Source organism: Pseudomonas sp. LPH60, assembly GCF_030718165.1.
GTDB classification, from domain to species: Bacteria; Pseudomonadota; Gammaproteobacteria; order Pseudomonadales; family Pseudomonadaceae; genus Aquipseudomonas; species Aquipseudomonas danubii.
Genome location: NZ_JAVAJH010000006.1, coordinates 77,511 through 103,023, shown reverse-complemented (window position 1 = coordinate 103,023; position 25,513 = coordinate 77,511). Strand labels below are relative to the sequence as shown.

Genomic DNA, 25,513 nt, shown 5'->3' with positions numbered 1-25,513 from the left:
TGGGCGGCACTGCGTCCGATCTCAAGACCGGCAGAGGTGTGACAGCGATCGCCAAGCAAGGTCCTGCGGACCTTGGCGCAGCTTCGCAGGCTCAGCAGCGGCTACAGGTGTAGCCGCTGCCGCCGTCAGGCGAGGCTTTTGCTCACCACTTCGAACACGTCGCTGGAGAGATCGCCGGAGGCACGGATGCGCTCCAGTTCGCCCTTCATCAGCGCCTGGCGGGCGCTGTCGTATTTGCGCCAGCGAGTCAGTGGTGCCAGTTGCCGCGAGGCAATCTGCGGGTTGAAGCCGTTGAGCTGGATCACCAGATCCGCCAGGAAGCGATAGCCGGAACCATCGGCCGCGTGGAAGTTGATCAGGTTCTGCCCGGCAAACGCCCCCACCAACGCCCGCACCTTGTTCGGGTTCTTGAGGTTGAACGCCGGGTGCTGCATCAGCGCCTTGACCCGCTCCAGGCCACCCGGCAACGGGCTGCCGGCCTGGACGCTGAACCACTGGTCCATGACCAGGGCGTTGTCCTTGAAGTTCTCGGCGAACACTGCCAGAGCCTGGGCCTTCTCGGCCTCGAACGGCGAGTTGACCAGCACCGCCAGGGCGGTGAGGCGCTCGGTCATGTTGTCGGCGCTGTCGAACTGCTCGATGGCCGCCGCCAGCACTTCGGGCTTGTGGGTGAGCATCAGGTATGACAGGGCAATGTTCTGCAGTGCGCGACGGGCGAAATGCTCGGACTCGGCCACGTAGGCCGTGGCCTTGGACACTGACCGGTTGGTCTGGTAACGCTTCCACAACGCATCGAACAGGCTGTCAGCCAGTTGCTGGCGAGCAAACTCGCGCGCTGCATGGATCGCCTCGACATCCGCCACTTCGCTGATTTCGGTGAGGTAGGCCTCGCCCGGCAGGGACAGCATTTCCGCGACCATGGCCTGGTCCAGGCTGTCATCCGCCAGCACGGTGCCCAGGGCGGTCACCAGACGCTCGTCCATCACCAGCGCCTGCCCCTGCTGATGCTGGGCAATCAGTTCTTGCAGCACTTGCACAGCCAACTGCTGGCCGGCGTCCCAACGGTTGAAACCGTCGCTGTCATGCTGCATGAGGAACATCAACTGGTCGCGGCTGTAGGGGAAGCTCAGCTTCACCGGCGCCGAGAAGCCCCGCAGCAGCGAAGGCAGCGGCTGTTCGGTGATGTCGACGAAGGTGAAGGTCTGCTCGGCCTCGGTCACCGAGATCACCCGGGAAGTTCCCTGGGCGGCGTTTTCGCCGGACAGGCGCAGGGCCATGCCCGCCCCTTTCGAGTCCAGCAGGCCCAGCTCCACCGGGATCACGAACGGCAGTTTCTCCACCTTGTCCGGGGTCTGCGGGCAGCTCTGGCGGAAGGTCAGGCTGTAGGTCTTGGCGGCGGCGTCGTAGGACTCGCTGACCGCCAGCCGTGGCGTACCAGCCTGGCTGTACCAGCGTTTGAACTGGGTCAGATCGACGCCATTGGCATCTTCCATGGCCTTGACGAAGTCGTCACAGGTCACGGCCTGACCGTCATGGCGTTCGAAGTACAGGTCACTGCCCTTACGGAAACCTTCAGCCCCGAGCAAGGTGTGGATCATGCCTACCACTTCCGAACCCTTTTCGTACACGGTCAGGGTGTAGAAGTTGGAAATCTCGATAAAGCTTTCCGGGCGCACGGCATGGGCCATGGGGCCGGCGTCTTCGGCGAACTGGTGGGTGCGCAGGTAGGCCACGTCCTGAATGCGCTTGACGGTGCGCGAGTTCATGTCCGCGGAGAAACCGGCATCGCGGAACACCGTGAAGCCTTCCTTGAGCGAGAGCTGGAACCAGTCGCGGCAGGTCACGCGGTTGCCCGACCAGTTGTGGAAGTATTCGTGGGCAACGATCGCCTCGACCCGCTGGTGGGCGGCGTCGGTGGCGGTTTCGGCACGGGCCAGCACGGCGCTGGAGTTGAAGATGTTCAGGCCCTTGTTTTCCATGGCGCCCATGTTGAAGTCGTTGACCGCAACGATCATGAAGATGTCCAGGTCGTATTCACGGCCGTAGGTCTCTTCGTCCCAGCGCATGGACTTTTTCAGGCTGTTCATGGCGTGCTGGCACTTGTCGATGTTTTCCGGCTCGACATAGATGCGCAGCGCCACATCGCGGCCGCTCTGGGTGCGGAAGCTGTCTTCCACGCACCACAGGTCACCAGCCACCAGGGCGAACAGGTAGGCGGGTTTCATGAACGGGTCTTCCCAGGTCGCCCAGTGCCGGCCGTCTTCACCGGGGCCGCTGGCAATCGGGTTACCGTTGGACAGCAGCACCGGGTAGCTGTGCTGCTCGGCCACCACGGTGGTGGTGAACTTGCTCATCACATCCGGGCGGTCGAGGTAATAGGTGATCTTGCGAAAGCCCTCGGCTTCGCACTGGGTGCAGAACATGCCACTGGACTTGTACAGGCCTTCCAGGGCGGTGTTGCTTTCCGGGTGGATCTTCACGCTGGTGTCCAGGGTGAAGCTGGCGCTGGTGGGGTGCAGGGTCAGGTGGCTGTCGTCCAGCTGGTAGTCGTCAGCACTCAGCGGCTGATCGGCGAGGCTCACCGATAGCAGCTCCAGCTGCTGGCCATCCAGCACCAGCGGCGGCAGCCCGGCGCCACGGGCCGGATTGCGACGCATCACCAGCTGCGCATGGACCAGGCTGTGGTCCTCGAACAACTCGAAGGTCAGGTGGGTCTCGTCGATCAGGTACTCGGGGGCCTGATAGTCCTTCAGGTAGATCATCTTCGGTTGATCGGTGCGCATGGCGAATTCCTTCTACTGATGCACGGCGAGCTGGTAGGCCGTGTACTTACGAATGTTGATCACGCCGGTGTCGAAGATCAGGTACTGGCCCTTGATCCCCAGCAGCGTGCCTTCGGCAATCGGGTTCTTGTCCAGGTTGAAGCTGACGATCTTGGCCGGGTACTGCTCGACCGGATAACGGATCTCCAGGGGCTCGATATCGGTCACCGGCTGAATCGCCTGCAGGCCGAAACGCTCCTGCAGGGCCAACAGGCCCTCGGCGCAGGATTCAAACAGTTGCTCGCGCACCGCCACCAGGTCCACCGCCTGGGCATCGCCCTTGAGCAAGGCACGCCAGTTGGTCTTGTCCGCCACCTGGGAGCGCAACAGATCCTCGACGAAGCCCGATTGCTGGCGGGTCGCCACACGCATGATCGGCAGCGCCTGGCTGGCACCCTGGTCGAGCCAGCGGGTCGGCAACTGGGTGGCGCGGGTGATACCGACCTTGATCCCCGAGGAGTTGGCCAAATAGACCACGTGATCGGTCATGCAGAACTGCTCGCCCCAGGACGGCTCGCGGCAGGTGCCGGCGTCGTAGTGGCAACGTTCCGGACTCATGATGCAGATATCGCACTGGGCCAACTTGGTCATGCACGGATAGCAGTAACCCTGGCTGAAACTGGTCTTGGTCTTGCGCCCGCAGTGGGTGCAGTGGATCGCCCCCAGGTATTCCAGGCGCACCCGGGTACCGATCAGGGGGTTGACTGGTACCTCGCTGTCACCCAGGCGAAAAGCGTACTGAACATTCGGCCCGTCCAGGCGTGCCGACATTTTGCTGATGGAACCGCGGCCAATCTCGATCAATGGATGGCATCCGACTTGAACAGGATGTTCGGCACCGGCGCCGACTTCGAGGCGCATTCCTGCGGGCCCATGTAGCCGGTGCGCTGGTCCTCGGGCAGGTTCTGCATTTCCCAGGCGATCATCGCCTGCAGCGACAGCTCGCGCTGCTCGGCGGTGAGCTTGCGGCCATCGGACCATTTACCGATCTCTACCGCCAGCTTCAGGCTCTGGTAGATCTCGGGGGTGATGTTTTCGATCATTTCGACAAAGGACGACATACAAGACTCCAGCGTTCAAAGGGCCAGTTTACGGCGACTGTACAAGCCGCCCAACAAACCAGTAAGGCAACCGACGAGCAGCCCGCCGACGTGGGCGGCGTTGGCGATTTCGCCGAAACCGATCATCGACACCAGCCCGGACAGGCACAGCAGCAACCACACCAGCATCATCACCAGCACGCCCCGGGGCAGGCGGTAGATGGGGTTGGGGGACAGTAATTGGTAGATCCAGCAATGCCCGAGCAGACCGTAGAGCACCCCGGACAGGCCGCCGAACAGGGTCGGGCCACTGAAATAGTATTGGGCGTAGTTGGACACCAGGCTGAACAGCAGGGTCAAGCCCAGCAGGTTGATGCTGCCCTGGCGCAACTCGATACGCCGCCCCAGCTCCCAGTACCACATGCCGTTCATGGCGATATGCAGGATGCCGAAGTGGATCAGCATCGGCGTCACCAGGCGCCACCACTGCCCCGCCGCCAGGCTGTCGGCCAGGGAACTGAACTGGATGTAGTCGCCGACCACGCGGAACTCGAGGAAGGTAAACCAGCCGAGGGTTTGCAGGTTGTCCCCCAGCAGGGTGATGCCGCACACCGCCAGGCTCAGCAGCAGGATCAGCGCGGTCATCGGGCTGCGGCGCAACTGCTCCCCCAGGCCGACGCGGGCCGGGGTGGCCGCCTGCGGAATATCCAGTTGCTGCTCGGGATCGCCCTGGGGAAAGCGCTGGTACAGGCCCCGCACATCCTCACTGATGGATTCCGGCACCCAGAGCACCTGCTCGCCGGCCTCCTCACTGACCCGGTGCGGCACCTGCATGCGCTGCAGCAGCTTGACGAAGCCACTCAGATCCGTGGCCAGGGGCAGACGCAAAACCGCTACCGCGCTCATCGCAACACCTCGGGCCGCTCGACGTCGACCCAGACAAATTTATTCGGGTCCAGGCGGGTTTCCTGGTCCAGGCGATACGCGGCGAGCTTGCCGTAGAGCACCGCGCTGTAATCCAGGCACGCCAGGTTGGGCCGGATCGGCGCCGGCTTGCCGCTGCGCCAGTAGTGGCCGACGAACAGCATCGGTTCGTCGGCGCCGTAGCGCAGCAGGCTGTTTTTCTCGGCCGGGGACAACGGCGTGCGCGCCACCGGATCGGGCAAGGCATCGGGCTGGAAGACGATGTCGCCGTAGGTCTGCGGGTCGTCTTCCCAGAACTTGGTGCGGAAGAACGCCCGGGTCAGGCCGTCGCCACTGGTCATGGTCAGGCCGTGGGGCAGGCGCATGTCGGTGCCGCGCAGCAGGCGATCGAAGGCGGTGCTGGCAAAACTGTCGGGCAGCGCCGAGGCCTGGAGGAACTCGCGGTCGATGCAGCCGTTGGGGTACTGCTGGCGCAGCGGCGCGATCAGGCCAGCATCCCAGCAGGCATGCACCACGCGAAAGCGCCCGGCGTCGACGAACAGCGGCAGCTCATAGAACCACTCCAGGAAGTCGTGCCAGTCGCCAGGGTGGTGTTCGAACTGGGTCAGGGTTTCGTGGATCAGTCGGGCATGGCGCGGGGTGTGTTCGCGCACGAACTGCTTGCCGCTGCCGGCCGCCGCCGGGGTGCTCCAGCCCAGGGCGTTGAATTCATGGTTGCCCATGATGCACAGCGCCTGACCGGCCACCACCATGTCGTGGACGATATGCAGCGATTCACGGATTCGCGGGCCGCGGTCGATGATGTCACCGAGGAACACCGCCATGCGCGACGGGTGCCGCCAGACGCCGCCCTGCTTGTGGTACCCGAGCCGATCCAGCAAGTGCTCCAGGGTCAGGGCGCAACCGTGCACGTCACCGATCAGGTCGTAGCTACGCGCGGGATCGAGCATCAGTCGCCTCCACCGCCCAGTCGGCTGCCCCAGCCGAGTTTGGTCCGACAGACCTCGTAGTAGTTGTGGTCCAGCGGATGGATCAGGCGCAGCTTCTGCGCCTTCTTGCTGACCGTGATGGTGTCGCCCGGGGCACAGGTGAAGTGGTTCTGCCCGTCACAGGAGACTTGCGGATAGATCTGCATATCTTTGGACACGACGATTTTCAGCTCACTGTTGCCATCGACCACGATCGGCCTTCCAGACAAGGTATGGGGGTACATCGGCACAATCACAATGGCATCCAGCTTGGGGTGCATGATCGGACCGCCGGCGGACAGCGCGTAGGCCGTGGAACCGGTAGGAGTGGCGACGATCAGGCCGTCGGCCTTCTGGCTGCAGACGAACTGGCCGTCGATGTAGATCTCGAACTCGATCATCCGCGTCGACTTGCCCGGGTGCAGCACCACGTCGTTGAGCGCATCGCCCTGACCAATGGCCTCGGCATGGCGACGGACTTCGGCCTGCAGCAGGAAGCGGTTTTCCACCAGGTAGTGGCCGTCGAGCACCTCGGCGACCTTGACTTCCAGCTCATCGGGGCGGATGTCGGTGAGAAAGCCCAGGCTGCCGCGGTTGATCCCCAGCACCGGAATATTGTGCCGGGCCAGGGCCCGGGCGGCGCCCAGCAGGCTGCCGTCGCCGCCGACCACGATGACCATGTCGCAGACCTCGCCCAACAGCTTGCGCGAGGAGGTCTGCAGACCGTGGCCCGGCAGCACTTCGGCGATGGTGTCTTCAAGGATCACGTGCAGGTGGCGCGCCAGCAGAAACTTCTTCAGTCGGCGAACTGTGTCCAGCACCTGGGAACTGCCCAGGCGACCGATAATGCCGATATTGCGAAACTGCTCCATGGGGCTCCTGCGGAATTCGGGTACGGGCGAAACGGAGGATTATGGGCGAAACCCGGCGTTAGACAAAATCCTTTCAGCCACTGGCGCTTAGGAGCGGGCGATGCAACTGCGAGTGGCACGCATTTATCGCGAACGCCACAGGTTTGCGTCTATGCTCGCAAGATGCTCCTGTTCCCGGATTTGCTCAGCCTCCCCCGCCAGTTGCGTCAACCTGAAGTCCGCGACCTCGCCTGGGTCATCCTCGCGCCGCCGATGCTCAGCCATACGCCCTGGCCACAGCGCCACCCCCTGGCCGGCAGCGACTGGGTGCTGGCGCCACAACTGCTGGCCCACTGGCTGCGATGCCAGGATCTGGACAGCCGCGCCTTGCGCCATTGGCTGAATCAGGGGCGGACCCGGCGCCTGGGCCTGTACTACGAACGCCTCTGGCAATTTGCCGTGCAGCATGCGCCGGGGGTGGAACTGCTGGCGGCCAACCTGCCGATCCGCCGTGAGGGGCACACCCTCGGTGAACTGGACATGCTCCTGCGCGACCGCGAAGGCGTGCATCACCTGGAGCTGGCGATCAAGCTGTACCTGGGCCCGCAGCACGGCAACGGCCGCGACAGCGCGCAATGGCTTGGCCCGGGCTGCCACGACCGCCTGGACCGCAAGCTGGCGCACCTGGACGAGCACCAACTGCCGATTTCCGCCCGCGCCGAAAGCCGCGAAGCCTTGGCGGCGCTGGACATCCAGCAGTTCAGCGCCCACCTGTGGCTGGGGGGCTACCTGCTCTATCCCTGGCCGGGCCACGCCGAACCGCCTCAAGGCGCTCACCCGCAGCACCTGCGAGGGCGCTGGCTGCACCAGCGGGACTGGCCCGCCTTCATCGCCCAGAGTGCACCCGGGCGTTGGCAGCCCCTGCCCCGCCACGCCTGGCTGGCTCCGGCTCACTATCCGGCCGAACAGGCCTGGACGGCCGGGCAACTGCAGCAATGGCTCGCAGAACTGGACGCCCAGGCCCCGGCGCAACTGCTGGTACGGCTGGTGGAAACAGCCGAAGGGGGCTGGGAAGAAGCCGAACGCCTGTTCCTGGTGGCCGACCTCTGGCCCAACGTCCCCGCAACCCAGCCCCTTGCGCCCAGAGCCCAACCTGCGTAGGCGCTGGCGTGCCAGCGAAAGTCCTCCCCCGCCGGGCACACATCTCCCGCCCCCTTCGCCGGCAAGCCGGCTCGGTGGGGTTTCGCTATGCCAGGGAAAGCCGCAACGCCAGGGCCGCCAGGGTCACCAGCAGCACCGGCAGTGTCAGCACGATGCCGACCCGGAAGTAATAACCCCAGCCAATATGGATGCCCTTGCGTTCAAGCACATGCAGCCAAAGCAATGTGGCCAGGCTGCCGATGGGGGTGATTTTCGGCCCCAGGTCGCTGCCAATGACATTGGCGTAGATCATCGCTTCCTTGACCACTCCGGTGGCCTGACTGGCATCGATGGACAAGGCAGCGATCAGCACCGTGGGCAAATTGTTCATCACCGATGACAGCCCCGCCGTCAGCAATCCGGTGCCCAGCGCCGCCCCCCAGACGCCACCAGCGGCAAAGCCGTCGAGCCAGCCCGCCAGGTACCCGGTCAGCCCGGCATTGCGCAAGCCATAAACCACCAGATACATGCCCAAGGAGAAAATCACGATCTGCCATGGCGCTTCCTTGAGCACTTTGCGGGTGGAGATCTTGTGCCCACGCGCCGCGATCACCAGCAGCAAGGTGGCGCAGACCGCGGAAATGGCGCTGATGGGAATCCCCAGCGGCTCCAGGGCAAAACAGCCCAGCAGCAGGATCAGCAGCACCCACCAGCCGGCGATGAAGGTCGCCCGGTCATGGATGGCGCTGCTGGGTTCGGCCAACTGGCGCGGATCGTATTCTTCGGGGATGTCCCGGCGGAAAAACCACAGCAGCACCGCCAGGGTCGCCGCGACGCTCACCAGATTGACCGGCAGCATCACCGCCGCATAACGGTTGAAACCTATCTCGAAGAAGTCCGCCGAGACGATGTTCACCAGGTTCGACACCACCAGCGGCAAGCTTGCGGTGTCGGCGATGAAGCCGGCCCCCATGACGAAAGCCAGGGTCGTGGCGGCAGAAAAGCGCAAGGCCAGCAGCATGGAAATGACGATGGGCGTGAGGATCAGCGCCGCGCCGTCGTTGGCGAACAGTGCCGACACCAGGGCTCCCAACAGCACCATGAAGGCGAACAGCCGTCGCCCCCTGCCCCGCCCCCAGCGCGCCACATGCAGGGCCGCCCAGGCGAAGAACCCGGCCTCGTCCAGCAGCAGGCTGATGATGATCAGCGCAACGAAGGTGCCGGTGGCGTTCCAGATGATCTGCCACACCACCGGGATGTCGGCCAGTTGCACCACGCCGCACAACAGGGCCAGGAGCGCGCCGAACACCGCGCTCCAACCGACGCCCAGGCCTTTGGGCTGCCAGATCACCAGGGTAATGGTCAGCAAGAAAATCGATACTGCAATCAACATGACTAAGACATCTTGAATAAAGAGGGGGCTAGCGCAGGAGCTGGCTTGCCAGCGACCGTGCACCTGAGGCTGATACAAGCCCCAGGAGCCCGTTCGCCGGCAAGCCGGCGCCTACCACAGCAGGAGAATGTGGGTGACAGACAGCACTCAAGCCTTCTTGTGCTGCTCGACCCATTGGCCGTAGGCGGTGATGAAGTTCTGCAGGAACGGCCGGGTCGCTTCCGACAGCTTGCCCGCTTCGTCGAACGCCGAGCCGGCGCCGCCCAGGTAGGCTTCAGGCTGCTGCATGCACGGCACATTGAGGAATACCAGGGATTGGCGCAGGTGGTGGTTGGCACCGAAGCCGCCGATGGCCCCGGGGGAAACGCTGATCACCGCTCCGGGCTTGCCGCTCCAGGCACTTTTGCCATAGGGACGCGAACCGACGTCGATGGCGTTCTTCAGGGCTGCCGGTACCGAGCGGTTGTACTCCGGAGTGACGAACAGTACCGCATCGGCAGCGCCGATCTGTTCGCGAAAGCGGGTGTAGGCCGCGGGAGGCGTCACGTCGATGTCTTCGTTGTACAGCGCCAGATCGCCAATCTCGACGATGCTCAACTGCAGGTTCGCCGGCGCCAGCTCGGCCAGCGCCAGGGCTACCTTGCGATTCAGGGATTGTTTTCTCAGACTGCCGACCAGCACTGCGACTTTGTAGACATTGCTCATTGCATTCCAACCCTTGGCTTGAAGAAGGTGTTAGTTATAGATGAGCCTGGGGGTCGCCTGCTACCCCACACAAACCATTTCCCTGCATAAGTTCCAAGACCTGGGAGGCCGTGCGCTGCGACGGCGGATTATTTTTTCCGGCCGGCAAAACTTACCTTGCACACGTCGGGTCTACAGCACCGAATTTGCGTGTTTTATCTCCAGAGGCTCTAAAGATGGCAGCAGTACTTGTCGGACAATTCCATGCAAGAGATGCCGAGGGACGGGTGTATTCAGTGCACGAGTTCCAGGAATCCATGCCCGCAGAGGGCGACCAGGCCAGCTCGGAGCCCGTTACCACCTACCGCCTGGCGATTGGCGACCGGGTCAAGAAGCTCGATGACAATCAATTCCTGCTGGTGCAATCGGACGTCACCATCGTGCGGGAGCCGGAAACCTATGTCAGTGAGTGATCATGCCCGCCGGCCCGGACTTGGGGTAGGATTCAACGCCTGACTCCCTAACCGGCTGGACATGGACTTCAAGCATGCGTTTACGTCATATCGAAGTGATTCAGGCGCTTCTGCAAACCGCCCACCTGGGCACCGCCGCCGAGCTGCTGCAACTCTCGGTGGCTGAAGTCGAAGCCCTGCTACGCGATGCCGAAAGCCAATTGGGGTTCATGCTGTTCGCCAGCGTGCGCGGGCGCTTGCAGGCCACTCGCGAAGCCCGGGAATTGCAACCGGCAATCAACCGGGTGTACGACGCTTTCGAACCGGTACAACGCCTGGCTGACAGCCTGAGGTTTCATCAGGCACCGCCTTTGCGCATCGTCGGCACGCCCCCTCTGGTCCAGCAACTGCTGCCTCAGTGCATCGCGGCCCTGCGCCGGCGCTTCGCCGATACGCCCTGCAGCCTCCTCAGCCAGAGCACCCGCGACATGGTCCACAGCCTGCTGCTGCACGACTGTGACCTGGGCCTGAGCCTGCATGACCCCGAACACCCGGACATCCACAGCCAGGCCCTGGCTCAGGGCAAGCTGTTTTTGCTGGCACCCCATGGCTGGCTGCAACCCAAACAGAAATACGTGGCCCTGCAGGAGCTGGCGGGCCAGGCCATGGTGGGCCTGGAGGGCCAGGACCCGCTGAGCGTGATACTCACCAGCAAGCTGCAGAATCTGCGGCCAAGCCCGGTAATCCAGACCCGGGTACAGACCTACCAGATGATGCGCAGCCTGGTGGAGGCCGGTGAGGGCCTGGCCATCGTCGACCCGTTCACCGCCGTGGGTGCCCGTGGCGCCGGGCTCGATGCCTGCCCCTTGTCACCCCCCATCAGTGTCACGCTGTACGCCTTGCGCCGCAGTTCCGGCGAGGACTCGCCCCTGCTCGGCGCCCTGCTGGAACTGCTGACCGAGCAGGCCGAAACGCTGCTGGCCGGCTAGGACCGTTACGCCTGAGGCTCATCGGCAAACAGCCGGTACCAGAAAATCGCCACCTCGCTGGTATTCGGATCGATGCCGCGATAACGCAGGTGATCCACCCCGCCCACCACGTAGCCGCAACGCTCATACAGGCGACAGGCGCCGAGGTTGTTGTTCTGGGTTTCCAGCATCACCCCCGGCAACTGCTTCTTGCGACTCCAGAACTGCGCCACCTCCAGCAGCCCCTTGGCGACGCCGTGCCGCCGGGCCGGCGCATGCACCGCCAACTCGTCGATATGCCCGTAACCGTTCCAATTGGTGCTGACCACCACGTGCCCCACGGGCTGATCGTCCAGGTAGGCCATGAAGATCTCGCTGTCCGCGGCGTTGCGGTAACTGCTGAATTCCTCGGGATCGATGCCATAGCACTTGCGGTAAGGCACGATCCTGCGCAGCAGCCAGTCCGCCACCGGCATGCCCCGCTCGGCCTCGGCGTAGGCACTGACTTCGAAGCTGAAGTCGCTGCCCCAGACGTAGGCGGCGAAGCCCTCGTCGGCCACACGGATCGCCAGTCCCGGATACTTGGGATTCACCACAGGTTGCATAGCAGGAAAACTCCTCATGCTTTGACGCAATCGACGGTGTACTGCCGGCCATGGCCCTGGTCGTCATGCTGCAGGCCATGCACATCGGCGACGAACCCCGGGAAACTGCTGTCGAAAGCTCGGGCAAAGGCCAGGTAGTCGATGATCGAGCGGGTCGCTTCGGTAAATCGCTCACCGGGCATGATCAGCGGAATACCCGGCGGGTATGGCACCAGCATCACCGCGGCGATACGCCCCTGCAGTTGATCGATGGACACCGCCTCGACTTCGCCGCGCACCAGTTGGTCGTAGGCATCGGCAGGCTTCATCGCCACCTCCGGCAGCACGGTGTACATGCGCTTGAGGTGCTTGGCCGTGGCGTTGCTGCGGTAGCAGGCATGCAACTGGTCGCACAGATCCTGCAAGCCCATGCCCTGATAGCGCTGCGGGTCCTGCCCGGCCACGCTGGGCAGGCAACTGGCCAGGCTGACATTGGCGTCGTAGTTGCGCTTGAACTCCAGCAGCTCGGTGAGCAGCGTGCTCCACTTGCCCTTGGTGATGCCCATGGAGAACAGCACCAGGAACGAATAGAGCCCGGTCTTTTCCACCACCAGCCCGCGCTCCCAAAGGAACTTGCTGACCACCGCCGCGGGAATTCCGTGCTCGCTCAAGGCCCCGCCAGCGGTAAGCCCAGGCATCACCAGGGTCACCTTGATCGGATCGAGCAGCACATAGTCGTCGGTGACGCCGGCAAAACCGTGCCACTCGCCTTCGGGCTCCAGCAACCAGTCGCCGGTGCGCACCTGATCGATGCCTTCGACCCGTTCCGGCTGCCAGATCGAGAACCACCAGTCATCGGCGGCGATATTCTGCCGCAGATTGGCCAGGGCCCGGCGGAAGCTCAGGGCTTCATCGAACATTTCCTGCAGCAGCGAGCGCCCCGCCGGCCCTTCCATCATCGCCGAGGCCACATCCAGCGAGGCAATGATGCTGTACTGCGGCGACGTCGAGATGTGCATCATGAAGGCTTCGTTGAAGCGGTCCCGATCCAGTTGTCGGGCGCCGCCATCCTGCACATGGATCATCGACGCCTGACTGAAAGCCGCCAGCAGCTTGTGGGTGGAATGGGTGGTGAACACCAGGGGACTGTCAGCGGAGCGCGAGGTGCCCATGCCATAACGCCCGGCGAAGAATTCGTGGAAGGCCGCGTAGGCATACCAGGCCTCGTCGAAATGCAGCACCTCGACACTGTTGCCCAGGCTTTGCTTGATCAGCTCGGCGTTGTAGCACAGGCCGTCATAGGTGGAGTTGGTGACCACCGCCAGCTTGACCTTGGGCGGTCGGCCACGGGTCAGCGGACTGGCGTCGATCTTGGCCTGGATCGACTCGGGGCTGAACTCGCTCAAGGGAATCGGCCCGATGATCCCCAACTCATTACGTTCAGGACACAGGTACAGGGGGATGGCCCCGGTCATGATGATCGAGTGCAACACCGATTTATGGCAGTTGCGATCCACAAGCACCAAATCATCGCGCCCCACCATGGAATGCCAGACGATCTTGTTGGCGGTGGAGGTGCCATTGATCACGAAGAAGGTGTGGTCGGCACCGAAATTGCGCGCTGCCCGCGCCTCGGCTTCCGCCAGGGGCCCGGTGTGGTCCAGCAGCGAGCCCAGCTCCGGCACTGACACCGACAGGTCCGAACGCAGGGTGTTCTCCCCGAAGAACTGGTGAAACGCCTGGCCCACCGGGCTCTTGCGATAGGCCACGCCACCGCCGTGCCCCGGGGTGTGCCAGGAATAGTTGGAATCGGCGGTGTGCTGCACCAGGGCCTTGAAGAACGGCGGCAGCAGGCCGTCGAGATAATTGCGCGCGGCCCGGGCCACTTGCCGGGCCAGGAACGGCACCGTGTCCTCGAACAGATAGAGAATACCCCGCAGTTGGTTGAGCTCGCTCATGGCATCGGCGGGGGCGTTTTCCAGGGTCATCTGCTCCCCGAGGGCGAAGATCGGCAACAAGGGTGCGCGTACCCGGGCCAGGCGGATCAGCTCCACCATGTTTTGCAGAAGATGGGTGTTTTCCCCGGCGCCCTCGGCAGCGATCAACATGCAGGCCAGGCCGTGATGGGTAGAAGCCACCAGTCGCCCTTCGGCGTAGTCGACCGCGGAAAAGATGCTGAACCCGTCCTTCTCCAGCTCCCGGGCGATGCCCCGCACCCGGTCTCCTGCCACCGTGTCGGACTTGATATCGCGGTGCACGATCAGGATCGGAAACTGCAGGTCTTTATACATGGGGCAGGCTGTCCTGAGGCGGCGGGTAGGTCCCGCCAATGGACTCAGGGTAGAAGCTCCTGGCGTCGCCTGTCACCCCGAGCACAGACTGGATGTAACAAAAGGTCGCACAGGCACAATTGCCGGCCCACGCCCCACACACCTGTAGCCGCTGCTGAGCCCTGGCGAAGCTGCGTGAAGGCCCACAGGGCCTTGCTTGGCGATCTCCCAACAAACCTCTGTCGCCTTCGGAGCCGTTCGCAGCCTGCGGCAGCGGCTACAACACTCTCGGCTCGGCATTACCCTGTAGCCGCTGCCGAGCCACGGCGAGGCTGCGAAAAGGTCCGCAGGACCTTGCTTGACGATCTCCCGCCAAATCTCCAGCGCCCTCAAGAGCGCCGCATCTCCTACGCAGCCGTTCGCAGCCTGCGGCAGCGGCTACAGGGCCACGGACGACAAAGGCTTAGTGTTGGTTTTCGAGCAACTGGGTCCACAGGGCCGGGGCGCCGGCAGACTTGGCGATGATCTCCAGGCGCGTCTGGTGCTCGGCCAACTCGGCTTCGCTGGCGCGGATGATCCGCCCCCGCGGCCGCTCGGCCGGCAACCGGCGGATCTCCGAGGCCCGGCCCGCACCTTCGCCAGAGCCGTTGCCATCCGAGGCATTGCCCGCCAGGGACAGGCTGGTCTGGCCACCGGTCATGGTCAGGTAGACGTCGGCCAGGATCTCCGAGTCGAGCAAGGCGCCGTGCAATTCACGGCCGGAGTTGTCGACACCGTAGCGCTTGCACAGGGCGTCGAGGCTGTTGCGCTGCCCCGGGTGCCGCTCACGGGCCATCATCAGGGTGTCGAGGATGGTGCAGTGCTGGGTGATGTCCGCCCGCTCGTGCTGCCCCATCAAGGCGAATTCGTTGTTGATGAAACCAACGTCGAACGCCGCGTTGTGGATGATCAGCTGCGCGCCCTTGATAAAGTCGAAGAACTCATCGGCGACTTCGGCGAAACGCGGCTTGCCCACCAGGAACTCGTTGGTGATGCCGTGAACGCCGATGGCGCCCTCATCACTCTCGCGATCCGGTTGCAGGTAAACGTGGAAATGCCGCCCGGTCAGGCGCCGACCGATCAACTCGACGCAACCGATTTCAATGATCCGGTGACCGTCGGTCACCGGCATACCGGTGGTTTCGGTATCGAGTACAACAGATCTGTTGGCCATCAGTGGTCCGTTCTCAATCTGGCAAAGGGCGGGATTTTAGCATGCCCAGCCCATGGACTGTGCGCGCCCCGGTCACGCCGCTGCCGCGCACTTTTTAACAGTTATTAGCAAAGCTGCTGAGGTGGGCCGAAGGCTCGCCTGCTAGGGTGCCGCCGATCTTACCCACGGACTTCCCCAGCCATGACGACACTCCGGCGCTACCTGCCAATCCTGCTGCTGGCCGGTCTGTTCAACAACCCCGGCCAGGCCACCAGCCTGGTGATCAGCACCGACTTGAGCATGAGCGGGCTGCTGACCAGCAGCGAAGGCACCGCCGGGATCAGCAGCTCGTTCAAGGACGACAAGATCGTCCTGCAAGCCCGCAGCGATGCCGCGGCCTTTATCGCCAGCAACGGGACGATTCGCGGCGTACAGCTGGAGTCGGCGCTGCAGAGGATTCGCCAGGTGCTGCACAACCCGCCCTACAGCGATACCCAACTGGCTGCGGCGATCCTCACCCTGTAACGCCATCAGCCCTTGTAGCCGCGAACCTCGTCTACACCCCGGTTGGCCAACTGGTCGGCACGCTCGTTACCGTGATGGCCAGTGTGGCCACGCACCCATTTCCAGGTGACGTTGTGGCGGTTGACCTGCTCATCCAGTTGCTGCCACAGGTCGGCGTTCTTCACCGGCTCCTTGGCTGCGGTCTTCCAGCCGCGCTTCTTCCAGTTGGCCATCCACTCGTTGATGCCCTTCATCACGTACTGCGAGTCGGTGACCAGCAACACGTCGCACTGGCGCTTGAGCTCTTCCAGGCCGCGAATCGCCGCCATCAGTTCCATGCGGTTATTGGTGGTGTTGGCTTCGCCGCCCCAGAGTTCCTTCTCGACCCCCTTGCACACCAACAAAGCGCCCCAGCCACCAGGGCCGGGATTGCCCTTGCAGGCACCGTCGGTAAAGATTTCTACGCTATCGCTCATCCACGCCTTCCATCAGAAAATTGCCAGTGGCCTGCCGATTGCGGTCGACAGCGCCCAGGGCCGAGGTCACTCGGCCGGTCTATATAAAAAGAAGGTTGCTGCAGGTCGTCAGGGCTCGCTGTTACGGCGATTGACCTTGGCCATGGGCAGTGGCAACAGCTTGCCCATGGGTTCGCGTCGCACCTGGCGCACCGGGCGCAGGCCGACGGCGATCTTGCGCGCCACCAGCAGGTAAAAGCCGCCGCCGGCCAGTTGCCACTGCCCGGCCTTGCGCTCCCAGCCCGCCAATCGTGCCTGCCATGCCTGCGAGGCAAGCGGCGGACGATAGCACCCGAAGCGGCGTTTCTCCAGCGCGAACCCCAGCAGGTTGAGCCAGTCGCCCACCCGCGACGACGAGATACAGCGAGCCTGGCGCAAGGCGTCATGGGCGAAGACGTGACGCAGGCCCCAGGTGCTCCAGGGGTTGATACCGATAATCAGCAAGTGGCCACCGGGCCTTACGCTGCTCGCCGCCTCGCGCAGCAGGCCGTGGGGCGACAGGCAGAAATCCAGACCGTGTTGCAGCACCACCACATCGGCGGCATGTTCGCTCAAGGGCCAGGCCTGCTCCTCACAGACGATCTCGACCCCGGGCAACGGCGCGCCAAGGCGTACGTTGCGTTGCACCTGGGGCGCCGCCGGCGGGGTCTGCGCCGAGGGCCCGTAATGCACCAGGTAACCGCCGAAGAAACGCCCCAGCTCTTCTTCAAGCATGCGTCGCTCTTCATCCAGCAGAAACTGCCCCAGAGGACCGGACAACCAGTCCCGGGCCGCACTGATCAGGGCCAGCCAGTCGGGATCTGCCTGAGCGAAGGCTTTATCGGTCATTGCATTCTCCAACACGCCAAGAAGTTCTAAGATGCGCCATTGTTTTCCGCTTGGCGAATCCAAAGATGATACAGATCAGTGCCCTGCCCGCCTTCACCGACAACTACATCTGGTTGTTACAAGATCATCGCAGCCAGCGCTGCGCCGTCGTCGATCCCGGGGATGCGGCGCCGGTACTGGCCTGGCTGGAACAGCACCCGGGCTGGAGCCTGAGCGACATCCTGGTGACCCACCATCACCACGATCATGTCGGCGGTGTCGAGCACCTGAAACAGCACAGTGGCGCCACGGTCTACGGCCCGGCACAGGAAAAGATCCCCGGACGCGACGTGGCCCTGAACGACAACGACCACGCCAACATCCTCGGCTGGGACTTCGAGGTGTTTGCCGTACCGGGCCATACCCTGGGGCATATTGCCTACTACCATCACGGCCTGCTGTTCTGTGGCGACACCCTGTTCGCCGCCGGTTGCGGGCGCCTGTTCGAAGGCACCCCAGAGCAGATGCACCATTCCCTCAGCCGCCTCGCCGCGCTGCCGGACGACACCCTGATCTACTGCACCCACGAATACACCCTGAGCAACCTGCGCTTCGCCCAGGCAGTGGAACCCACCAACCCGGACATTGCCCAGCGCCTGGAAAAGGTCACGCAGATGCGCGAGCAAGGGCGCATGACCCTGCCATCAACCCTGGCCCTGGAGAAACTGACCAACCCGTTTTTACGTACCGGTGAAACATCCGTTAAACAAAAAGCGGACGAACGGAATGGCCAGGATAACCCGTCCCAGAGTGCGGTCTTTGCGGCCCTGAGGGCCTGGAAAGATAAGTTCTAAGCCGGCCAACTGTTGGCACAAAAATTCTGAATGGTTGACCGCACCCCGGGTGCTTTCTAGAATCGCCCGACATTTTTGCCCGGAACTTACTTCCAGCCAATGTCGTCATCTATTCGTTATTCCATCAGTTCAGACGCATTGACGCGCTTGGCCCAGGCCATCGCGGTAGCTGTGTCAGCGACTCTTGCGGGCTGCCAAAGCACCGGTCATGCCCCGCAGAGCGACGCGACACACACTCAGAATTTCAACGCCCGCATCAAGCAGAAACCCATCTGGCTGAGCAACCAGCCAAGCCCGCAAGTCCCCCAGGATGTCTGGGAACGCATGCGCCAGGGGTTCCAACTGCAAGAAGGCCAGGGCGTCAACCCGCGTATTGAACAACAGCGCCTGTGGTTCGCCAGTAACCCTTCCTTCCTGGAAAACGCCGGCGAGCGCGGCAGCCTCTATATCCACTACATCGTCGAACGTCTCGAAGAGCGCAACATGCCGCTGGAACTGGCGCTGCTGCCAGTCATCGAAAGCGCCTACAACCCGCTGGCCTATTCCCGGGCCGATGCGGTGGGACTCTGGCAGTTCGTCCCGGCCACCGGTCGCTACTTCAACCTGCGCCAGACCCGCTTCTACGATGGCCGACGCGACATCACCGCGTCGACCACCGCGGCTCTGGACTACCTGACCCGCCTGCACGACATGTTCAACGGCGACTGGCTGCTGGCACTGGCCGCCTACAACGCCGGCGAAGGCACGGTCAGCCGGGCCATTGAGCGTAACGAGAAGCTCGGCCTGCCCACCGACTACTGGAACCTGCCGCTGCCGACGGAAACCCAGGCCTATGTACCCAAGCTGCTGGCCCTGTCCCAGGTGGTGCTGGCCCCGCAAGCCTACGGCGTCAATCTCAACCCGATCGCCAACGAACCCTACTTCCAGGTGGTGGAAATCAACCAGCGCATGGACCTGTCCAAGGTCGCGGCGGTGGCCAACATTGACGAGGACGAGCTGTTCCAGCTCAACCCGGCGTTCAAGCAGCGCACCACCGTCGACGGTCCCCAGCACCTGCTGGTGCCAACGTCCAAGGCACAGCTGCTGACCACCAGCCTGTCCACCATGAAACCCGAAGAGCTGATCAGCAAACGCTCCCTCAAGCCGGTCTTCGACCGCGACGAAGGCCGCGACTCGCTGCGGCCCAAGCGCATCTATCGGGTCAAGAACGGCGACAACCTGACCCTGATCGCCAAGGCCAACAAGGTGGATGTGCAGGACCTGCAACGCTGGAACAAGCTCAGTGGCAAGAACCTCAAGGTCGGCCAGACCCTGGTGATGCAGGACACCCGCAAGAGCGCCGGCAAGAAAACCAGCGTGGCCAGCAGCAAGCAGAAATCGACCCGTTACAAGGTCAAGCAAGGCGACTCGCTGTACATCGTGGCCAAGCGTTTCAATGTTGAAATGCAGCACCTCAAGCGCTGGAACCCGCGCGCAGCCCAGGCTCTCAAGCCGGGCCAGATGCTCACGGTCTACCTGCCGCACTGACGGGGCAACCCGGCTCGTTGTGCCGAGGGAGTGGGCTTGCGCTCCAGTGCGCAGCACCGGCAAGCCCTGAAAGCTGGGGGTATCTGAAGTCACGCGGCGCCTGGATCAAGGGGCGCTGCGCGCCCCAACGGGAGCCAGCCCCCTGGCTACACCAGCCGCAGAAAAAGCGCGCTTTTTCCTGCTGATACAAGCTGTTACTGTACGGAGCACAAAGCCCAAGCCGCCTGGATCGGATCTCTGACTCGATGCGTCCCCTCCTTCTGTTCTTCATCAGTCTGGCCTTGAGCTTTCCCGCAAGCGCAACGATCACTGAAAGTCATGGTTATGCGCAGTTTGGCACGCTCAAGTACCCGGCCAAATTCACCCACTTCGACTGGGTCAATCCCGTGGCGCCCAAAGGCGGCACCTTGCGGGTCATGGCCTTTGGCACCTTCGACACCCTCAATCCCTATACCTTCAAGGGCATCAGCCCGGTCGCCACGCCGAACTTCCTGCAATACGGCGTCAACGAGCTCAATGAGCCGTTGATGGTGGGAACCGGCCTCTATGCGCCCTCCGGCGATGAACCCACTTCCAGCTACGGCCTGATCGCCCGCTCCGTGGAATACAGCGAGGATCGCAGTTGGGTGGTGTTCAACCTGCGCCCCGAGGCACGCTTTCACGACGGCCAGCCGATCACCGCCTACGACGTGGCGTTTTCCTACCGCCTGCTGCTCAAGGAAGGCCACCCGCAGTACCGCACCAACCTGCAGGAGGTGCAGCGGGTGGATATCCTCGGCCCGCAACGCATCCGCTTCGTCTTCAAGCGCGCCGGCAACCCGCTGCTGATCCTGCGCCTGGGGGAGTTGCCGGTCCTGCCCCAGCACTACTGGAAAGACCGCGACTTCAAGGCCACCACCTTCACCCCGCCCCTGGGCAGTGGCCCCTATCGCATCACCCAGGTCCAGCCCGGACGCCAACTGGTGTTCGAACGGGTCCAGGACTACTGGGGCAAGGACTTGCCGGTCAACCGCGGCTTCAACAACTTCGACCGGGTCGAGGTGGAGTTCTACCGCGACAGCGATGTGGCCTTCGAAGCCTTCAAGGCCGGCGAGTTCGACATCTACATCGAGCACCAGGCCAAGAACTGGGCCAACGGCTACAACTTCCCCGCGGTCAATCGCGGCGAGGTGATCAAGGCCCAGGTGGCGCACCAGATCCCCACCCAGACCCAGGGCCTGTTCATGAACACCCGGCGCAGCCTCTTCGCCGACGTGAGAGTGCGTGAAGCCCTGGGCCTGATGTTCGACTTCGAATGGACCAACCGCACCCTGTTCAGCGGCGCCTACCAGCGCGCCCTGAGCTACTACCCCAACAGTGAATTCTCCGCCACGGGCCTGCCGGTGGGGCACGAATGGCTGCTGCTCTCGCCCTACCGCGAGCAACTGCCCCCCAACCTCTTCACCCAGGCCTTCAGCCTGCCCCGCACCGAGGGCCGCGGCATCCCCCGGGATACCCTGCGCCGCGCCCTGGGGCTACTGGCCGACGCCGGCTGGAAGCTCAACGGCCAGCGCCTGCAGAACAGCGCCGGGCAGCCGCTGCGTTTCGAGCTGATGCTGGTCAATCCCAACCTGGAGCGCATTCTCCAGCCTTATGTGGAGAACCTGGCCAGCATCGGCATCGACGCGCGCCTGCGTACCGTGGACCGGGCGCAATACAAGCAGCGCCTGGACCAGTTCGACTACGACATGATCCTCATGACCCTCAACCAGACCCTGAGCCCGGGCCTGGAGCAATGGCAGTACTTCCACTCCAGCCAGGTCTCGGTCAAGGGCAGCAAGAACTATGCAGGCATCAACAACCCCATAGTCGATCACCTGCTGGAGCAACTGCTGGCCGCCCAGAGCCGCGACGAGCAACTGGCCGCCGGCCGCACCCTGGACCGGGTGCTGCTGTGGCAGCACTACATGATTCCCAACTGGTACCTCAACTATCACCGACTGGCCTACCGAAACCGGTTCGCCTTGGTCACCACGCCGCCCTACAACCTGGGCTTGAACGCCTGGTGGCTGAAGTCCCTGGAGAGTCCCCAATGATGCCTCTGCGTGCCCTGCTCCTGCGCACCAGCGGCCTGTTGTTCGGCGTCATCGCCTGCTGTGCCCAGGCTGCGCCGCAACATGCCCTGACCCTGTACAACGAAGCGCCGAAATACCCGGCGAACTTCCAGCACTTCGACTTCGTCAACCCCGATGCGCCCAAGGGTGGCACCTTCCGCATGGCCGGTTTCGGCAGCTTCGACAGCCTCAACCCCTTCATCAGCAAGGGCGTGCCCGAACAGAACATCGGCCTGATCTACGACACCCTGATGGCCCAGAGCCTGGACGAGCCCTTCACCGAGTACGGGCTGGTGGCGGGCAAGATCGAGAAAGCCCCGGACAACAGCTGGGTGCGTTTCTACCTGCGCCCGGAAGCGCGTTTCAATGACGGCCAGCCGATTCGTGCCGAGGACGTGGTGTTCAGCTTCCAGACCCTGATGAGCGCCGGCTCGCCGCTGTACCGCGGCTACTACGCCGACGTCGACCAGGTGATCGCCGAAGACCCGCTGCGGGTGCTGTTCAAGTTCAAGCACAGCAACAACCGTGAACTGCCGCTGATCCTCGGCCAGCTGACGGTCCTGCCCAAGCACTGGTGGGAAAGCCGCGACTTTGCCAAGAGCAACCTGGAAGTGCCCCTGGGCAGCGGCCCCTACCGGGTGACCGCGGTCAAGGCCGGACGCTCGATTCGCTACGAGCGGGTCAAGGACTACTGGGGCCGCGACCTGCCGGTCAACCGCGGTTTCTACAACTTCGACGTGATCACCAGCGATTACTACCGCGACAACACCGTATCCCTGGAAGCCCTCAAGGCCGGCCAGTTCGACTACTGGCTGGAGATGAGCGCGAAGAACTGGGCCAACGCCTACAACACCCCGGCCGTGGCCCAGGGCCGCTTGATCAAGGAACAGATCGCCAACGGCAACCCCACCGGCATGCAGGGCTTTGTCTTCAACACCCGCCGGCCGATGTTCCAGGACGTGCGGGTACGCCACGCCCTGAGCCTGCTGCTGGATTTTGAATGGAGCAACAAGCAGCTGTTCAACGGGGCCTACACCCGCACCCGCAGCTACTTCGAGAACTCGGAGATGGCCGCCACCGGCCTGCCGGGCCCGGAGGAGCTGGCGATCCTCGAACCGCTGCGGGGCAAAATCCCGCCACAGGTGTTCGACCAGGCCTTCTCGCCTTCGGTGTGCGACGGCAGCGGCATGATCCGCGCCCAGCAGCGCCAGGCCTACCAACTGCTGCAGGAAGCCGGCTGGCGCATCGTCGACGACAAGATGGTGGACGCCCAGGGCAAACCGGTGGTGATCGAGTTCCTCCTGGCCCAGACCGAGTTCGAGCGGGTCCTGCTGCCATTCAAGCGCAACCTGGCCGACCTGGGCATCGACCTGGTGATCCGCCGGGTCGACGTGTCTCAGTACATCACCCGGGTGCGCTCGCGGGACTTCGACATGATCGTCGGCAGCTTTCCCCAGTCCAACTCCCCAGGCAACGAGCAACGCGAGTTCTGGATGTCCTCCAGCGCCGACAAGCCCGGCAGCCGCAACTACATCGGCCTCAAGGACCCGGCCATCGACAGCCTGGTGGAAAGCCTGATCAACGCCGATTCGCGCGCCAGCCTGGTGGCCCACGCCCGGGCCCTGGACCGGGTCCTGCAATGGGGCTACTACGTGATCCCCAACTGGCACATCAAGACCTGGCGCGTGGCCTACTGGGACCACATCGGCCACCCGCAAGTCGCGCCCAAGTACGACATCGGCATCAACACCTGGTGGATCAAGCCCGATGCCAAGCCCGCCGTAGAACCGGCCCCGGACCAGGCGGCCGCGGCCGACAGGGAGCAATGACATGCTGGCCTATATCGTTCGCCGACTGCTGCTGATCATCCCCACCCTGCTGGGCATCCTGCTGATCAACTTCGTGATCATCCAGGCCGCCCCCGGCGGCCCGGTGGAGCAGATGATCGCCAAGCTCGAAGGCTTCGACGGCGCCACCAGCCGCATCGCCGGCGGCGGCGCCGAAGTCTCGGTGGCCGGCTCCAGCTACCGCGGTGCCCAGGGCCTTGACCCGGCGCTGATCAAGGAAATCGAGCACATGTACGGCTTCGACAAGTCGGCGCCGGAACGCCTGTGGATCATGATCAAGAACTACGCCACCCTGGACTTCGGCAACAGCTTCTTCCGTGACGCCAAGGTGGTGGACCTGATCAAGGAAAAGATGCCGGTGTCCATCTCCCTCGGGTTGTGGAGCACCCTGATCATGTACCTGGTGTCGATCCCCCTGGGGATCGCCAAGGCCACCCGCCACGGCAGCCACTTCGATGTCTGGACCAGCTCGGCGATCATCGTCGGCTACGCGATCCCGGCCTTCCTGTTCGCCATCCTGCTGATCGTGGTGTTCGCCGGCGGCAGCTATTTCAACTGGTTCCCGTTGCGCGGCCTGACCTCCAACGACTTCGACCAGCTGAGCTGGGGGCGCAAGATCCTCGATTACTTCTGGCACCTGGCGCTGCCGGTCACCGCCCTGGTGATCGGCCACTTCGCCACCATGACCCTGCTGACCAAGAACAGCTTCCTCGACGAGATCAACAAGCAGTACGTGGTCACCGCCAAGGCCAAGGGCCTGACCCAGCGCCGGGTGCTCTACGGCCACGTGTTCCGCAACGCCATGCTGCTGGTGATCGCCGGCTTCCCCTCGGCCTTCATCGGCATCTTCTTCACCGGCTCCCTGCTGGTGGAGGTGATTTTCTCCCTCGACGGCCTGGGCCTGATGAGCTTCGAGGCGGCGATCAACCGCGACTACCCGGTGGTGTTCGGCACCCTGTTCATCTTCACCCTGCTGGGGCTGGTGGTGAAACTGATCGGCGACCTGACCTACACCCTGGTGGACCCACGCATCGACTTCGACAGCCGGGAGCATTGAGATGAACCTGTCCCCCCTCAATCGCCGGCGCTTCGAACGCTTCAAGGCCAACAAGCGCGGCTGGTGGTCGCTGTGGCTGTTTTTGGTGCTGTTCATCCTCAGCCTGGGCGCCGAGCTGATCGCCAACGACAAGCCGCTGGTGGTGCACTACGAAGGCGGCTGGTACTTCCCGGCCCTCAAGCGCTACCCGGAAACCACCTTCGGCGGCGAATTCCCCCTGGAAGCCAACTACAAGAGCCCGTACATCCGCGAGCTTTTGGCACAGAAGGACGCCTGGGTGCTCTGGGCACCGATCCCCTACAGCTACCAGAGCATCAACTACGACCTGCGGGTGCCGGCCCCGGCGCCGCCTTCGGCGGACAACCTGCTGGGCACCGACGACCAGGGCCGCGATGTGCTGGCCCGGGTCATCTACGGCTTTCGCATCTCGGTGCTGTTCGCCCTGACCCTGACCATCCTGAGTTCCATCATCGGGGTCATCGCCGGCGCCCTGCAGGGCTTCTACGGCGGCTGGGTGGACCTGGCCGGGCAGCGCTTCCTGGAAATCTGGTCCGGGCTGCCGGTGCTCTACCTGCTGATCATCCTCGCCAGTTTCGTGCAACCGAACTTCTGGTGGCTGCTGGGGATCATGCTGCTGTTTTCCTGGATGAGCCTGGTGGACGTGGTGCGCGCCGAGTTCCTGCGCGGGCGCAACCTGGAATACGTGCGCGCGGCCCGGGCCCTGGGCATGCAGAACGGCGCCATCATGTTCCGCCACATCCTGCCCAACGCCATGGTCTCCACCATGACCTTCATGCCCTTCATCCTCACCGGGGCCATCGGCACCCTCACCGCCCTGGACTTCCTCGGCTTCGGCCTGCCGCCGGGGGCGCCGTCGCTGGGCGAGCTGGTGGCCCAGGGCAAGTCCAACCTGCAGGCGCCGTGGCTGGGCATCAGTGCCTTTGCCGTGCTGGCGATCATGCTCAGCCTGCTGGTGTTTATCGGCGAATCCGCCCGCGATGCCTTCGACCCGAGGAAATGA

23 protein-coding genes are annotated in these 25,513 nt (G+C 63.6%); 10 read left to right on the top strand and 13 right to left on the bottom strand.

From position 1 onward, the window contains the following. Positions 1-125: 125 nt before the first annotated feature. From pepN to Q8O96_RS21925, 6 genes are read right to left on the bottom strand one after another with little or no spacing between them, the layout of a single operon-like run. A complete protein-coding gene (gene pepN, locus Q8O96_RS21950; protein WP_305949390.1) occupies positions 126-2,783 on the bottom strand; it encodes an aminopeptidase N in 2,658 nt (885 codons plus the stop codon). A gap of 12 nt (positions 2,784-2,795) precedes the next feature. Continuing rightward, entirely contained in the window at positions 2,796-3,626 is an 831-nt protein-coding gene (locus Q8O96_RS21945; protein WP_102865217.1) for a DUF2797 domain-containing protein, read from the bottom strand. Beyond that, positions 3,623-3,883: a YeaC family protein gene (locus Q8O96_RS21940; protein ID WP_011061566.1), complete on the bottom strand. Its 261-nt coding sequence runs from the start codon at positions 3,881-3,883 to the stop codon at positions 3,623-3,625. The genes Q8O96_RS21945 and Q8O96_RS21940 overlap by 4 nt, the downstream gene beginning before the upstream one ends. Before the next feature lie 15 nt (positions 3,884-3,898). Then, positions 3,899-4,768 (bottom strand): rhomboid family intramembrane serine protease, encoded by an 870-nt coding sequence (locus Q8O96_RS21935; RefSeq protein WP_102865218.1) that lies wholly within the window; start codon positions 4,766-4,768, stop codon positions 3,899-3,901. Beyond that, positions 4,765-5,739 carry a metallophosphoesterase gene (locus Q8O96_RS21930; protein ID WP_180988403.1) on the bottom strand — a complete coding sequence of 325 codons (975 nt, stop codon included), beginning with the start codon at positions 5,737-5,739 and terminating at the stop codon, positions 4,765-4,767. The genes Q8O96_RS21935 and Q8O96_RS21930 overlap by 4 nt, the downstream gene beginning before the upstream one ends. Then, complete coding sequence (locus Q8O96_RS21925; protein ID WP_007920913.1) at positions 5,736-6,626, bottom strand: NAD(+) kinase; 891 nt, start codon at positions 6,624-6,626, stop codon at positions 5,736-5,738. Before Q8O96_RS21925 ends, Q8O96_RS21930 begins: the two co-directional genes overlap by 4 nt. Positions 6,627-6,788: 162 nt before the next feature. Between Q8O96_RS21925 and Q8O96_RS21920 the strand changes: the two genes are divergently transcribed. Continuing rightward, positions 6,789-7,766, top strand: a complete 978-nt coding sequence (locus Q8O96_RS21920; protein WP_180988627.1) for a DUF1853 family protein — start codon at positions 6,789-6,791, stop codon at positions 7,764-7,766. An 85-nt stretch (positions 7,767-7,851) separates the two neighbouring features. Here the strand turns inward: Q8O96_RS21920 and Q8O96_RS21915 are convergent, their stop codons facing one another. Both Q8O96_RS21915 and Q8O96_RS21910 read right to left on the bottom strand, forming a co-directional pair. Further along, a complete protein-coding gene (locus Q8O96_RS21915; RefSeq protein WP_115582360.1) occupies positions 7,852-9,138 on the bottom strand; it encodes an arsenic transporter in 1,287 nt (428 codons plus the stop codon). 147 nt (positions 9,139-9,285) lie between these two features. Next, entirely contained in the window at positions 9,286-9,843 is a 558-nt protein-coding gene (locus Q8O96_RS21910) for an NADPH-dependent FMN reductase (protein ID WP_102865221.1), read from the bottom strand. A 215-nt stretch (positions 9,844-10,058) separates the two neighbouring features. On the opposite strand from Q8O96_RS21910, the gene Q8O96_RS21905 reads away from it, so the two are divergent. Continuing rightward, positions 10,059-10,295: a hypothetical protein gene (locus tag Q8O96_RS21905; RefSeq protein WP_102865222.1), complete on the top strand. Its 237-nt coding sequence runs from the start codon at positions 10,059-10,061 to the stop codon at positions 10,293-10,295. Between the two features lie 74 nt (positions 10,296-10,369). After that, a complete protein-coding gene (locus Q8O96_RS21900; RefSeq protein ID WP_102865223.1) occupies positions 10,370-11,263 on the top strand; it encodes a LysR family transcriptional regulator in 894 nt (297 codons plus the stop codon). 5 nt (positions 11,264-11,268) lie between these two features. Here Q8O96_RS21900 and Q8O96_RS21895 read toward each other — a convergent pair whose 3' ends face one another. The 3 genes from Q8O96_RS21895 to dnaQ all read right to left on the bottom strand — a co-directional run bounded on the left by Q8O96_RS21895 (position 11,269) and on the right by dnaQ (position 15,309). After that, on the bottom strand, positions 11,269-11,847 hold the full coding sequence (locus Q8O96_RS21895) for a GNAT family N-acetyltransferase (RefSeq protein ID WP_305949389.1): 579 nt from the start codon (positions 11,845-11,847) through the stop codon (positions 11,269-11,271). Positions 11,848-11,861: 14 nt separating this feature from the next. Then, positions 11,862-14,117, bottom strand: coding sequence for an arginine/lysine/ornithine decarboxylase (locus Q8O96_RS21890; RefSeq protein WP_305949388.1), 2,256 nt, complete (start codon positions 14,115-14,117; stop codon positions 11,862-11,864). Between the two features lie 442 nt (positions 14,118-14,559). Next, positions 14,560-15,309: a DNA polymerase III subunit epsilon gene (gene dnaQ / locus Q8O96_RS21885; RefSeq protein ID WP_102865226.1), complete on the bottom strand. Its 750-nt coding sequence runs from the start codon at positions 15,307-15,309 to the stop codon at positions 14,560-14,562. Positions 15,310-15,489: 180 nt separating this feature from the next. Between dnaQ and Q8O96_RS21880 the strand changes: the two genes are divergently transcribed. Beyond that, positions 15,490-15,813, top strand: a complete 324-nt coding sequence (locus tag Q8O96_RS21880) for a DUF2388 domain-containing protein (RefSeq protein WP_102865227.1) — start codon at positions 15,490-15,492, stop codon at positions 15,811-15,813. A gap of 5 nt (positions 15,814-15,818) precedes the next feature. Here the strand turns inward: Q8O96_RS21880 and rnhA are convergent, their stop codons facing one another. Both rnhA and Q8O96_RS21870 read right to left on the bottom strand, forming a co-directional pair. Further along, positions 15,819-16,268 (bottom strand): ribonuclease HI, encoded by a 450-nt coding sequence (gene rnhA, locus Q8O96_RS21875; protein WP_102865228.1) that lies wholly within the window; start codon positions 16,266-16,268, stop codon positions 15,819-15,821. A gap of 108 nt (positions 16,269-16,376) precedes the next feature. Next, entirely contained in the window at positions 16,377-17,135 is a 759-nt protein-coding gene (locus tag Q8O96_RS21870; protein WP_102865229.1) for a methyltransferase domain-containing protein, read from the bottom strand. 65 nt (positions 17,136-17,200) lie between these two features. Here Q8O96_RS21870 and gloB point away from each other — a divergent pair, with 65 nt between their 5' ends. From gloB to Q8O96_RS21840, 6 genes are all read left to right on the top strand, one after another. Continuing rightward, on the top strand, positions 17,201-17,968 hold the full coding sequence (gene gloB, locus Q8O96_RS21865) for a hydroxyacylglutathione hydrolase (RefSeq protein WP_207167798.1): 768 nt from the start codon (positions 17,201-17,203) through the stop codon (positions 17,966-17,968). Positions 17,969-18,067: 99 nt separating this feature from the next. Continuing rightward, positions 18,068-19,495 (top strand): transglycosylase SLT domain-containing protein, encoded by a 1,428-nt coding sequence (locus Q8O96_RS21860; RefSeq protein WP_102865231.1) that lies wholly within the window; start codon positions 18,068-18,070, stop codon positions 19,493-19,495. A gap of 245 nt (positions 19,496-19,740) precedes the next feature. Further along, entirely contained in the window at positions 19,741-21,570 is a 1,830-nt protein-coding gene (locus tag Q8O96_RS21855; RefSeq protein WP_305949387.1) for an extracellular solute-binding protein, read from the top strand. Continuing rightward, on the top strand, positions 21,567-23,417 hold the full coding sequence (locus Q8O96_RS21850) for an extracellular solute-binding protein (protein WP_305949386.1): 1,851 nt from the start codon (positions 21,567-21,569) through the stop codon (positions 23,415-23,417). Before Q8O96_RS21855 ends, Q8O96_RS21850 begins: the two co-directional genes overlap by 4 nt. Position 23,418: 1 nt before the next feature. Then, positions 23,419-24,492: a microcin C ABC transporter permease YejB gene (locus Q8O96_RS21845; RefSeq protein WP_016964272.1), complete on the top strand. Its 1,074-nt coding sequence runs from the start codon at positions 23,419-23,421 to the stop codon at positions 24,490-24,492. A 1-nt stretch (position 24,493) separates the two neighbouring features. Continuing rightward, complete coding sequence (locus tag Q8O96_RS21840; RefSeq protein ID WP_060843442.1) at positions 24,494-25,513, top strand: ABC transporter permease; 1,020 nt, start codon at positions 24,494-24,496, stop codon at positions 25,511-25,513.